This is a genomic window from uncultured Bradyrhizobium sp. (assembly GCF_936928535.1).
Classification (GTDB): Bacteria; Pseudomonadota; Alphaproteobacteria; order Rhizobiales; family Xanthobacteraceae; genus Bradyrhizobium.
Map to the genome: position 1 here is coordinate 1 of NZ_CAKZHY010000079.1, position 11,812 is coordinate 11,812.

An 11,812-nucleotide genomic window follows, 5' to 3' on the forward strand; every position below is an offset into this window, starting at 1 on the left:
GCCGGGCCGTCGCCCTTCGAGGCTCGCCGAAGAGGCGAGCACCTCAGGGTGACGGGTCTCGCTCCTCAGAATGACGAGCGCGAGTCTTTGCGACCGTTACACAATTCCCGCCGCGACCTGGCCGCGCAGGCGCTCCAGGCCGTGCAACGTCTCGGCACAGGCGGTCGCGACCTCGATGCCTTTGATGGTGAAGTGCCTGCGGAAGAAATCGTAATGCACTTCGGTCTCGTGGAATTGCTGCGGCGTCAGCACGGCCGAGAACACCGGCACCTCGGTGCGCAGCTGCACGTCCATCAGCGCCTTGATCACCGTGTCGGCGACGAATTCGTGGCGATAGATGCCACCGTCAACGACCAGGCCTGCCGCGACGATGGCGGTGTAGCGCCGCGTCTTGGCGAGGATTTGCGCATGCAACGGGATCTCGAACGAGCCCGGCACCTCGAACACGTCGACATGGGTGAGATGCCGTGCCTCGGCCTCCTTCAGGAAGGCGATGCGGGCTTCCGCGACCACGTCGCGATGCCAGCAGGCCTGCACGAAGGCCACCCGCTGCGGCTTTGCGAAGCGCGGATGCTCGGTCGCCGGTCCTCGCGGAACCGGTGGCTGTGCTTGGGACGTTTCGGTTTGGGGATCTTGCAACATCTGATTCATGGTTTTCCTCTTCAGGACCAGAATCAGGGCACACGGAACGACAAACAGCCGCATCTTGCGATGCGTCTGCCACCGACCGTTCTCTTTCATCCGGACTTTAACCGTCGGCTTCGGAGTTGCACCGAATCTGCTGACCCTTTCCCTCGGCCACGACCTTGGGGAAGGCGCTCGCGGGCTTAGGCCTTTCGGCCCTTACCGCCGGTGGGGACTTTCACCCCGCCCTGAGAACATCGGCCGCCCGGGATTGAGCGACCTGAGAGAAATATGCCGCCGGTCCGGGGCCGCAAGCAAGCGTGTTCCCTAGCCAAAAATCGCATGGTCCCATGCCGCCAGGGCGGTGCGGCCTCGCACAGCGGAATTAACGATTGGCGGCGCTCGGGAATCCGATTCCGATTTGTTCTCAATCGTTAACAATTGTGGCCGAGATGAGCTGTGGACGAACGAGTCATGGCTTGTGGACGGACTCGGGACCCAGTTGCGCAGATTCCGCAAATCACATCAGTTGATCCGCGACAAGCCCGCGCTGATCCCGGGATCGCGATAGCGACTCTCAAGGATCGCCTTAAGCGAAATTGAGGAAGCGCGCGCCGGACCAACCGCGTGCGTATCAAAGACAACAAGAAGGCAAGAGGTCGAGACGGCATGTCCCTGCTCGAAGGTACCATCGATTCCCGAAATCACCCGCTTGCGGTGGTCGAGGATATCGCTGCCAGCAACAACTGGCCGTTCGAACGCTCCGGCGAGGACGAGCTGACCATTGTCTCGAAGGGACAATGGACCGACTACCAGATCTCCTTCACCTGGATGGGTGAGATCGAGGCGCTGCACCTGGCCTGCGCTTTCGACATGAAGATTCCAACCGCGCGACGGGGCGAGGTGCAGCGGCTCGTTGCCGCGGTCAACGAGCAATTGTGGATCGGCCATTTCGACCTCTGGACCAACACCGGCATGATCATGCATCGCCAGGCGCTGGTGCTGCCGGGCGGCCTCACCGCCTCGACCGCACAGTGCGAAGCCATGCTCGCCGGCGCGATCCACGCCTGCGAGCGCTACTTCCCGGCGTTCCAGTTCGTGGTGTGGGCCGGCAAGACCACCGCGCAAGCCATGGACGCCGCGATGTTCGATACGGTGGGCGAGGCTTAGGAACCAAACCACAGCTCCCTCCGCGACGTCGTCCCGGCGAAGGCCGGGACCCATACTGCGTGATTTCGCTTGTGGCACGCGGCTTGTTGCCAACATCTTGATCCACTAGAACCGGCTGTGGTTATGGGTCCCGGCCTTCGCCGGGACGACACCGAATTTGTGGTGATCACAGTGGCAAACAGCACTCTCCAGAACATCACCGGCACCATCCTGCTTGCCGGCGCCGGCAAGATGGGCGGTGCGATGTTGACCGGGTGGCTGGCCGGCGGGCTCGATCCGCGCCGCGTCGCCGTGGTCGATCCGTATCTATCGCCCGAGATCACCGCGCTCGCCGCCAAGGGCGTTGCGCTCCATCCCGATGCGAACGCGGCAGGCTTTGTCGAGACGATGATCGTCGCCGTGAAGCCGCAGATGTTCCGCGAGGCCGGCGCGAAGCTGAAATCGTTCGTCTCGGACAAGACGTCCGTGGTCTCGATCATGGCGGGAACCACGATCGCCGCACTCGAGGAAGTCTGCGGCGGCGCCGTGGTGCGCGCGATGCCGAACACGCCGGCCGCGATCGGCCGCGGCATCACGGTCGCTGTCGCGGCGAACAATGTCAGCGCCGCGCAGCGCGCAGTCGCCGATGCCCTGCTGCGCGCCACCGGCTCGGTCGAATGGGTCGAAGATGAAAGCCTGATGGATGCGGTGACGGCCGTATCCGGCTCGGGCCCGGCCTATGTGTTCCTGCTCGCCGAGGAGCTCGCGCGCGCCGGCGTGGAAGCGGGATTGCCCGAAGCGCTGGCGACCAAGCTCGCCCGCGAGACGGTCACCGGCTCCGGCGAGCTGCTGCATCAATCGGAGCTGCCGGCCGCCACACTGCGGCAGAACGTCACCTCGCCCGGCGGCACGACAGCCGCGGCACTCGGCGTACTGATGGGCGAGCCGGGCCTGCGCGATCTCATGATCCGCGCCATTGCGGCGGCGACGAAGCGGTCGAAGGAATTGGCGAAGTAAGACGATGCCGTAGGGTGGGCAAAGCGAAGTGTGCCCACGATCTGTGTCTATCGCGGCGAGATCGTGGGCACGGCGCTTCGCGCCTTTGCCCACCCTACGATTTCGGGCCCGCGGCTAGCCGCTTGTTGAACATCTCGACATTGACCAGCCCGCGCGCGTGACGGCCTTCGCCGAGCTTGCGTGCGCCTTCGAATGCTTCGACCTCGAAGCGGATGACGCGGCGCTCGACGGCGATCACTTTCGCCGTGGTCCGCACCGTCGCACCGACCAGCGCCGCCGCAAGATGGCGGATGTCGACCTCGGTGCCGACAGTGACCCAGCCCGGCTGAAGCGCGGCGCGGATTGCATCGCCCGACGTCATCTCCATTTCCAGGATCATCATCGGGGTCGCATAGACCATCGGCATGCCTGGTACGAAATGCCCGACCGTGCGCTCGGCCGGCACGACCAGCGTACGCTCGGCGCTCATGCCTGGTGTGATGAAGTCGCGTGCGTCCATGGTTTACCTCGTCGTCCTGGACAAGCGAGCAAAGCGAACGCTGATCCAGGACCCACTACCCCAACTGCATAGCGTTTGGCGTGATCTTGACCACGACCTCCCGCAACAACACAAAGCCGGGGTAATGGGTCCTGGCGTTCGCCAGGACGACGGCTGTGTGTGCCGCGCGAGCGCGTCCTACTTCTTCGCAGCCGCGGCGCGCTCCACGAAGGTCTTGCCGCCCTTCATCTTGTGGCGGAGCGGGGCTTCGTTGATCTGGATGACGACGGCATCGGCGTCGACGCCGAGATTCTTCACCAGCGCCTGCGTGATGTCGCGCATCATGCCGGCCTTCTGCTCGTCGGTGCGGCCTTCGGCCATGCTGACGGTGATCTCAGGCATTGTCTTCTCCCTGCTGCTGTCGTCATGGCCGGGCCTGTCCCGGCCATCCACGTTCTTTTCCATCAAACAAGACTGACATGCCCGGGACAAGCCCGGGCATGAAGACGTCTGCGAATGGCTAGCCCCACTTTACGTCATGGCGCGCCAAGACTTCGCGCACCTTGGTGACGAGATCGGCTTCGCTGCACGAGAACTGTGCCGGGCGCGTCTCGCGCCATTCCTGGTTGGAGGCGATCGCGGCGGCGGCCTTGGCGCCTTCGATGAGATCCTTGATCTGAAGCTCGCCGCGCGCTTTTTCATCCGAGCCCTGGATGATCACGCAAGGCGAGTTGCGGCGGTCGGCATATTTGAGCTGGTTGCCCATATTCTTGGGATTGCCGAGATAGAGTTCGGCGCGGATGCCGGCAGTGCGAAGGCTTGCGACCATCTTCTGGTAGTCGGCGACGCGGTCACGCTCGAACACGGTGACGACGACGGGGCCGACCTCTCGCCGCGTGTCGAGCTTGCCGAGCAGCGTCAGTGCAGCCTGGAGCCGCGACACGCCGATCGAGAAACCGGTCGCCGGCACCGGCTCGCCGCGGAAGCGGGAGACGAGACCATCATAACGACCACCGCCACCGACCGAGCCGAAGCGCACCGGACGGCCCTTTTCGTCCTTGGTGTCGAGCAGCAGTTCGACCTCGTAGACGGGACCGGTGTAATATTCGAGGCCGCGCACGACGGAGGGATCGATCTTGATGCGGTCGGCGCCGTAACCCGATGCCGTCACCAGTTTTGCAATTTCTTCCAGCTCGCTCACGCCGGCCTGACCGATCTCGCTCTTGGCGAGGTAGGTTTCTGCCGCAGCAATGGCTTCTTTCCAATCCTCGCGTGGCTTGGTGATGGCGAGGACGACGTCGGCCTCCGCCGCACTGAGGTTGGCGCCCTTGGTGAAGTCGCCCTTGCCTTCTTCGCCGCCATCCCATCGTCCGGGACCGAGCAGCTTGCGCACTTCGTCGGCGGAAAACTTGTCGAGCTTGTCGATCGCGCGCAGCACGGTCAGCCTGCGGCCGGCGTTCTCCTCGCCCGCGAGCCCGATGGCTTCAAGAACGCCATCGAGCACCTTGCGGTTGTTGACCTTCACGACGTATTGGCCGCGCGCAATTCCGAGCGCCTCCATCGTGTCGGCGGCCATCATGCAGATCTCGGCATCCGCTGCCGGCGTCGCCGAACCGACCGTGTCGGCATCGAACTGCATGAACTGACGGAAGCGGCCCGGGCCGGGCTTCTCGTTGCGGAAGACGTAGCCGACGCGATAGCTGCGATAGGGCAGCACCAGGCCGTCGGTGCCGTAGCGCTCACCGACGTAACGGGCCAGCGGCGCGGTCAGGTCGTAGCGGAGCGAGATCCACTGCTCGTCGTCGTCCTGGAACGAGAACACGCCCTCGTTCGGACGATCCTGATCGGGCAGGAACTTGCCGAGCGCGTCGGTGTATTCCATCGCCGGCGTCTCCACCGGCTCGAACCCGTAGAGCTCGTAGACGGCGCGGATCTTCTCGACCATCTCGCGAGTCGCCCGGATCGCGGCGGGATCGCGATCCTCAAGCCCGCGCGGCAGCCGCGCCTTCAGTTTCTGGGGTTTTTTGGGTTTTTCGGCCATGCGGGCGTTTACCAGCCGACGCGCGATGCGGCAACTGCCGGCTGGCCCTAAGGCTGCTCCATCCGAGCCCGGAGCGCGTCGGCGTCGGTCCTCGGCATGGATTTGAGCAGCGGCTTGATGGTTTCGCCGCCGACGATCTTGCCGTTGCGCATGAACATCCAGTCCGAAATGTCGGCATCCTTGAACCCAGTGAGGTCTCCAAACTGCTTTCCGGGCATGTTCCGAGGCGTGTCGGCGAACCGCGCCGCATAGTCCCCGCCCGGAAGCTTCTTCACATCACTCATCCAGATGTACTCGTCATTCCCGCCGATCTGAAATCGCACCTTAAGAGAGTGGTCCGTCTCCCCGCGTTTTGGCGCGTCGTACGAAGCCCAGAAGATCGGCAGCGTGGCGCGAGCGTGAACGATCGCCGCGTTCATTTCCGCGTCAGTGTCGGACACGCTGATGACGCGGTCCACCATCTCGAGCTCGGGCCCGCGCCCCCATGACAGAATAGCGAAGAGAAAAACGGCCGTTAGGACCGCAGACGCGACCCATTTTGCCAGCTGAGGGGCAGAGGTGAACATGACTGCAATATCTGAGAACCTTGATGTCTCAGAAGTTGTCGCACAGTTGCACTCATGTATTCAACAACTAAGGGTTATTGCCATCGGACGGGGCGCAACGCGCCGCCTTCGCAACTGGCGCGCTGCCGATCCGCTAGTCGCTCGAGAGCGCGGTCCCGGCTCTCGGTCCGGGACACGGGGATCAAATCACCTTGCGGATCCAGTTGTGCGGATCGTTGGTGCGGCCGTACTGGATGTCGACGAGCTGCTTGCGCAGGCCCATGGCGACCGGACCGGCGACGCCGCCGCTGATCTCGAAGTCGCCGCTGACCGAGCGCACCTTGCCGATCGGCGAGATCACGGCCGCAGTGCCGCAGGCGAACGCTTCCTTCAGTCGGCCCGAGGCCGCATCCTTGCGCCACTGGTCGAGCGAGTACGGCTCCTCGCGCACGGTCTTCCCGGCATCGCGGGCGAGCGCGATGATGGAGTCGCGGGTGATGCCGGGCAGGATGGTGCCGAGTGGCGGCGTCGAGAGCGAGCCGTCGTCGAACACGAAGAACACGTTCATGCCGCCGAGCTCCTCGATGTAGCGGCGCTCGACCGCATCGAGGAAGACGACCTGATCGCAGCCATGCTGGATCGCCTCGGCCTGCGCGCGCAGGCTCGCCGCGTAATTGCCGCCGCATTTGACCGCGCCGGTGCCGCCGACGGCGGCACGCGTGTAATTCTCCGAGACCCAGATCGAGACCGGCGCGGGGCCGCCCTTGAAGTAGGAGCCGACGGGCGAAGCGATGACTGAAAAGATGTATTCGGACGACGGCTTGACGCCGAGGAAGGTCTCGCTCGCGATCATGAAGGGCCGCAGATAGAGGCTGCCCTCGCCGCCCGGCATCCAGGCGCGATCGATCCGCACGACCTGCTCGACCGCCTCGATGAAGACGTCCTCCGGCAGCTGCGCCATCGCCATGCGGTCGGCGGAATCCTTGAAGCGGCGCGCATTGGCGTCGGGGCGGAACAGGTTCACGCCGCCGTCGTCGCGCTTGTAGGCCTTGAGACCTTCGAAAATCTCCTGGGCGTAGTGCAGGACCGCGCCGGCCGGATCGATCTGGAAGTTGGCGCGCGCCTCGATCTTCGCCTCGTACCAGCCGCCCTTGGCCTGGTTGTAGCGGACCACAGCCATGTGATCGGTGAAGACCCGCCCGAAGCCGGGGTCCACCAGCTTGGCGACCCGGTCCTTCTCTGACGTCGGATTGGATGCGGGTTGGATGTCGAATTTCATGCTCATGTTCTTGCCTCCCGCTGCCGGTGGCGGCGCTGATTCTCGCGCCCGCCTGCCCAGCTGGCTTGATGTGGTTTCTGGCCGAACCACCGCCAGCCTTGTTACGGCCGGTTTCCGTGGCCAGCATGTCCTCCGAGGACATGCTTTTGCGGAAGGCGGAAGTCCAGTATGTTTTGCCGAAATGCCGTTCGACAGTCGCACGGTAGATCTGATCCGGCCGTCGCCGCCTGTCCGGCTAGTCTCCGGCCACTGTTCGGAATGCCACCCGATGCGAAGCGATCTAAAATTTCGTGCGGGCTGATCGTTTTGTAACATTGAACCCAAGATACGTCAATATGCCTGACATAAATTTCGCAACTCCCCCTCAAGACGTTGCCGAGCCACGGCCGGCGGCAGGCGAAGGAGGCAATTTGCGCTGGGATATCATCGAGCTGCTGTTCTTCGCCTATCGCGACTTCGTCGGCGATCCCGACCAGGAGCTGGAGGCGTTCGGCTTCGGCCGGGCCCATCACCGGGTCATGCACTTCGTCTACCGCTATCCGGGCCTGAAGGTCGCCGACCTGCTTGACGTGCTCCGGATCACCAAGCAATCACTCGGCCGGGTGCTCAAGCAGCTGCTGGACGAGGGCTACATCGTGCAGAAGACCGGCGACAATGATCGACGCCAGCGCCTGCTCTACGCAACGCCGAAGGGCGAGGCGCTGGTGCAGAAGCTCGCCGGCCTTCAGACCACGCGCATCACCAAGGCACTCGCCGAGATGGCGCCTGATGATGCCGAGACGGTCAAGCGCTTCCTGCGCGCGATGATCGACCGCGACGATCCGGACAAGGTGCTGGAGACGATCTTCGCCACCAATCAAGACCCAAAGGAGTGACGGTGCCGCTCGCTGCCACGCTCGCCCGCCCGCCGGCGCAACCCGCCGACGATGCCCCGCATCTGCTGCTGGTCGACGACGACCGCCGCATCCGCGATCTGCTCTCGCGCTTCCTCGCAGCCGAAGGCTATCGCGTCTCCACCGCCGCCAGTGCCAGCGATGCCCGCGCAAAACTGCTCGGGCTGCATTTCGACCTGCTGATCCTCGACGTGATGATGCCCGGCGAGACCGGCTTCGATCTCGCCCGCTTCATCCGCACATCCTCCTCGGTGCCGATCGTGATGCTGACGGCGCGGCACGAGGCCGAGGCCCGCATCGAGGGCCTGCAGATCGGCGCCGACGATTATGTCGCAAAACCGTTCGAGCCGCGCGAGCTGGCGCTGCGCATCAACAACATCCTCAAGCGCGCCGCGCCGCCGGTCCAGGCCGCCGCGGTGGAGAAGATCGCGTTCGGCCCTTACGTCTATCACCTCGATCGCGGCGAGTTGCGCCAGGGCGAGGAGGTGATCCATCTCACCGATCGCGAGCGCGAGATGCTGCGCATTCTCTCGGAGACGCCGGGCGAGACCGTGCCGCGCAGCGCGCTGACCGGCAACGGCAGCGTCAACGAGCGCGCCGTCGACGTGCAGATCAACCGCCTCAGGCGCAAGATCGAGACCGATCCCGCCAATCCGCTGTTCCTGCAAGCCGTGCGCGGCATCGGCTACCGGCTGGTCGCCTCGCCATAGTCAAGTGAAGCGCGTCCTATGAGCACGATCGATACCGGCCTGACGCTGCTCCGAAGCGCCGCCGGGCGCGTCTCTGCCGTCAATGGCTGGATGGGCAACGCATTCAAGAGCTGGATGCCAACCGGCCTCTATGCGCGCGCCTTGCTGATCATGATCGTGCCGATGGTGATCCTGCAGACCGTGGTCGCCTTCGTGTTCATGGAGCGGCACTGGAACACGGTGACGCGGCGCCTGTCGCAAGCCGTGGCGCAGGACGTCGGCAGTCTCGTTGAGGTCTACAAGACCTATCCGCAGGACAAGGACCGCGCGCAACTGCGCGCCATCGCGATGCGTATGCAGCTGTTGGTCGATTTCCTTCCCGTCGGCGACATGCCGCCGCCCGGACCGAAGCCATTCTTCTCGCTGCTTGATCAGACGCTCTCGGTGCAGCTCAGGCGGCAGCTCAATCGACCGTTCTGGATCGATACGGTCGGCAATTCCAATCAGGTCGAAATTCGCGTCCAGCTCGACGATGCCGTGATGCGCATCTTCGCACAGCGCAGTGCGGCCTATGCCTCGAACTCCGAGATCTTCATCTTCTGGATGGTCGGCACGTCCTCGATCCTGCTGATCGTGTCGGTGCTGTTCCTGCGCAACCAGATCAAGCCGATCCTGCGGCTTGCGGACGCGGCGGAGAGTTTCGGCAAGGGCCGCGAGGCGCCGAACTTCCGCCCGCGCGGCGCGCGCGAGGTGCGGCGCGCGGCGGGCGCTTTCCTCGAGATGAAGTCGCGCATCGAACGCGCGATGGAACAGCGCACCGCGATGCTCGCCGGCGTCAGCCATGATCTGCGCACCATCCTGACCCGCTTCAAGCTCGAGCTGGAGCTGATCGGCGATAGTCCCGAGCTCGAGGGCATGCGCAAGGACGTCGACGAGATGTCGATGATGCTGGAGGATTACCTCGCTTTTGCCCGCGGCGATTCCGGCGAACAGTCGCAGCCGACCGACATGGCACAGGCGCTCGAGGAATTGCGCAGCGACGCCGAACGCCACGGCCACACCGCGACCGTGACATTCAACGGCCTGCCTGTCGTGACGGTGAAGCCGGCCTCGTTCAAGCGCTGCCTCGCCAATCTCGTCACCAATGCCGCGCGCTACGGCAAGGCCATCGCCATCTCCGGCCAGCGCGACCATCGCTATCTGACTGTCACGGTCGACGACGACGGCCCCGGCATTCCCGCGCATTTGCGCGAGGAAGTGTTCAAGCCGTTCCTGCGGCTCGACAACGCCCGCAACCAGGACGAAGGCGGCACCGGGCTCGGGCTCGCGATCGCCCGCGACATCGCCCGCTCCCATGGCGGCGACATCACGCTGGGCGACAGCCCGATGGGTGGGCTAAGGGCGAGTGTGCGGATTCCGGTGTAGTCGTTCTTACCTCGCCCCGTTTGCGGGGGAGAGGGAGCGCACCGGTTTCCGGTACTACTTTTTCGGCAGCAGCGCCTTCAGCTTGTCGACGTCGCGGACGTTCATCTTGAAGCCGCCGGGCATCACGATGTCGCCGGGCTTCTGGTCCGGCTTGCAGGCGCCGAGCCATTTCGCCTCCAGCGTCATGGTGGTGTCGCGTCCCGCTGTGCCGGCGGCGCCGCCTTGCGCATGCGACGACGTCTTCACGGTGTAGGCCGAATTGAAGTCACCGGTGATCTCGGCATGCGAGGTCGTGGACATGCCTGCGACGCTGCATTCGGAATCGCTGACATAGCCAGTGGCCGTCTTCTTGATGTCCTGCTTGGAGCAGACCTGCTTGGCCATCGGCGAGATGTTGTTGCTCATCTCCTTGTCGACGGCCTCGTCGGTGCAATGCTGCATGGTCATCTCCGGCATCGCCGAGCCAGTCCGGACCATCTTCATTTCCCAGAGACCAGCCTTGCGCACCGGCAGATCGTCGGCGATGGCGCTACTTGCCGACAACACGAAGCAAACGGCTGATCCGAGCAAAGCAAGCTTGCGCGTCATAGCAGGGACTCCCGGCTGAGATGTCGTGGCTGGCGTTCCGAAACGCCTCAGTAGAGCGTGCGGATCGGCCGGTTGGCGGCGCCATAGGGCACCCAGCGGCAGGAAAACGAGATGTAGCCGCCCTCATAGGCCTGCACCGCGAGGAATTTCACCACCTTGCCGTAGCGCGCGCAGTGATCGACCGCGACCTGGCGCGCATCGACCTGCGTCGCCATCGAATAGGCGATGATGCCGCCGGTGTCGTTGCCCTTGAAAGGCGGCACCGGAAACAGGTCGGCGCGCGCCGACTGGCTCGCCATCATCCCCAAGGCAAGAAGGCCCGCGGCCGCAATGATTCGCATTCCCGTCACTCCGATTGGTTGGCCCCAGTCTACGGTGCCGGCGTGGCGGTGAAAAGAACGGAAGGCCTGTCGGCTGCGACGTTGTGATCAACTCGTGGCCGAGTGTTGCCGCGCTGCACTTGACCTCCCCCGCCCTTCGCGGCACCGTCCGACCCTCTCAGATCATGCTGTCTGGATTGCCCATGCGCGCCCTCTCCCTGAAATCGCTCCGCTTTGCCGCCGTTCTTGGCTTCATGCTGGGGGCACTGTCGCTCGGTGAGGCCAAGGCAGCCAATCCGCTAGAGCTGAACTTCTGGCTGAGCGGGCCGCGTTACGATGGCAATGTCGCCGAATGCGACAGGGCGCTGCCGACGATCTCGACCCAGTTCTGGGAGAAGGAAAGCTCGTTCTGGAATTCGCCGCTGCGGATCACGGGCTTCGCTAACGTTCACGAGACCGCCTTCCGCCCCTGGGCATCGGACAACATTCCGCGCCGCTACTGCACCGGCGAGGCCATGCTCACTGACGGCAAGATGCGCCGCGTGCACTTCTCGATCATCGAAGATGGCGGCTTTGCCGGTTACGGCCAGGGCGTCGAATGGTGCGTGGTCGGGCTCGACCGCAACTGGGCCTACAATCCGTCCTGCCGCGCCGCCAAGCCTTAAGCTGAAGCGCCTGATTCGGCCGGAGCAAGCGACCGGACGTCGGTCGCCTGAATTTTGTTCTTGAAATGTTCTCCATGGCTGCTAGGCTGATTGCACAGT

14 protein-coding genes and 1 riboswitch are annotated in these 11,812 nt (G+C 64.3%); of the genes, 6 read left to right on the forward strand and 8 right to left on the reverse strand.

Annotated elements, in window-relative coordinates; translation table 11 throughout:
• Window positions 1-96 precede the first annotated feature (96 nt).
• On the reverse strand, window positions 97-651 hold the full coding sequence (locus tag Q0687_RS12255; RefSeq protein WP_298876678.1) for a 6,7-dimethyl-8-ribityllumazine synthase: 555 nt from the start codon (window positions 649-651) through the stop codon (window positions 97-99).
• Window positions 652-725: 74 nt separating this feature from the next.
• A riboswitch (FMN riboswitch) is annotated at window positions 726-884 on the reverse strand.
• Between the two features lie 409 nt (window positions 885-1,293).
• Here Q0687_RS12255 and Q0687_RS12260 point away from each other — a divergent pair.
• Together Q0687_RS12260 and proC are read left to right on the forward strand one after the other, a co-directional pair.
• Window positions 1,294-1,794 (forward strand): YbjN domain-containing protein, encoded by a 501-nt coding sequence (locus tag Q0687_RS12260; protein ID WP_298876681.1) that lies wholly within the window; start codon window positions 1,294-1,296, stop codon window positions 1,792-1,794.
• Window positions 1,795-1,917: 123 nt separating this feature from the next.
• A complete protein-coding gene (gene proC, locus Q0687_RS12265) occupies window positions 1,918-2,790 on the forward strand; it encodes a pyrroline-5-carboxylate reductase (protein ID WP_298876684.1) in 873 nt (290 codons plus the stop codon).
• A gap of 94 nt (window positions 2,791-2,884) precedes the next feature.
• Here the strand turns inward: proC and Q0687_RS12270 are convergent, their stop codons facing one another.
• The 5 genes from Q0687_RS12270 to Q0687_RS12290 form a co-directional block, all read right to left on the reverse strand.
• Window positions 2,885-3,289 carry a thioesterase family protein gene (locus Q0687_RS12270; RefSeq protein WP_298876686.1) on the reverse strand — a complete coding sequence of 135 codons (405 nt, stop codon included), beginning with the start codon at window positions 3,287-3,289 and terminating at the stop codon, window positions 2,885-2,887.
• Between the two features lie 177 nt (window positions 3,290-3,466).
• Window positions 3,467-3,733, reverse strand: coding sequence for a tautomerase family protein (locus Q0687_RS12275; protein ID WP_298876689.1), 267 nt, complete (start codon window positions 3,731-3,733; stop codon window positions 3,467-3,469).
• A gap of 55 nt (window positions 3,734-3,788) precedes the next feature.
• Entirely contained in the window at window positions 3,789-5,309 is a 1,521-nt protein-coding gene (gene hisS / locus Q0687_RS12280; RefSeq protein WP_298876692.1) for a histidine--tRNA ligase, read from the reverse strand.
• 47 nt (window positions 5,310-5,356) lie between these two features.
• Window positions 5,357-5,770, reverse strand: coding sequence for a DUF2314 domain-containing protein (locus Q0687_RS12285; RefSeq protein WP_298876696.1), 414 nt, complete (start codon window positions 5,768-5,770; stop codon window positions 5,357-5,359).
• 286 nt (window positions 5,771-6,056) lie between these two features.
• The gene (locus tag Q0687_RS12290) at window positions 6,057-7,139 is read right to left on the reverse strand and encodes a branched-chain amino acid aminotransferase (protein WP_298876698.1); all 1,083 of its coding nucleotides are present in this window, start codon (window positions 7,137-7,139) and stop codon (window positions 6,057-6,059) included.
• Window positions 7,140-7,543: 404 nt separating this feature from the next.
• Between Q0687_RS12290 and Q0687_RS12295 the strand changes: the two genes are divergently transcribed.
• The 3 genes from Q0687_RS12295 to Q0687_RS12305 are packed head-to-tail and all read left to right on the forward strand — an operon-like array spanning window position 7,544 to window position 10,140.
• On the forward strand, window positions 7,544-8,008 hold the full coding sequence (locus tag Q0687_RS12295; protein WP_363323947.1) for a MarR family transcriptional regulator: 465 nt from the start codon (window positions 7,544-7,546) through the stop codon (window positions 8,006-8,008).
• Window positions 8,005-8,736 (forward strand): response regulator transcription factor, encoded by a 732-nt coding sequence (locus Q0687_RS12300; protein WP_298876708.1) that lies wholly within the window; start codon window positions 8,005-8,007, stop codon window positions 8,734-8,736. Before Q0687_RS12295 ends, Q0687_RS12300 begins: the two co-directional genes overlap by 4 nt.
• 18 nt (window positions 8,737-8,754) lie before the next feature.
• The gene (locus Q0687_RS12305; RefSeq protein ID WP_298876710.1) at window positions 8,755-10,140 is read left to right on the forward strand and encodes an ATP-binding protein; all 1,386 of its coding nucleotides are present in this window, start codon (window positions 8,755-8,757) and stop codon (window positions 10,138-10,140) included.
• A 54-nt stretch (window positions 10,141-10,194) separates the two neighbouring features.
• On the opposite strand, the gene Q0687_RS12310 is transcribed toward Q0687_RS12305, so the two are convergent.
• Window positions 10,195-10,728, reverse strand: coding sequence for a DUF3617 family protein (locus Q0687_RS12310; RefSeq protein ID WP_298876713.1), 534 nt, complete (start codon window positions 10,726-10,728; stop codon window positions 10,195-10,197).
• 47 nt (window positions 10,729-10,775) lie between these two features.
• Window positions 10,776-11,069: a hypothetical protein gene (locus tag Q0687_RS12315; RefSeq protein WP_298876716.1), complete on the reverse strand. Its 294-nt coding sequence runs from the start codon at window positions 11,067-11,069 to the stop codon at window positions 10,776-10,778.
• Window positions 11,070-11,251: 182 nt separating this feature from the next.
• Here Q0687_RS12315 and Q0687_RS12320 point away from each other — a divergent pair, with 182 nt between their 5' ends.
• The gene (locus Q0687_RS12320; protein WP_298876718.1) at window positions 11,252-11,713 is read left to right on the forward strand and encodes a hypothetical protein; all 462 of its coding nucleotides are present in this window, start codon (window positions 11,252-11,254) and stop codon (window positions 11,711-11,713) included.
• Window positions 11,714-11,812 lie beyond the last annotated feature (99 nt).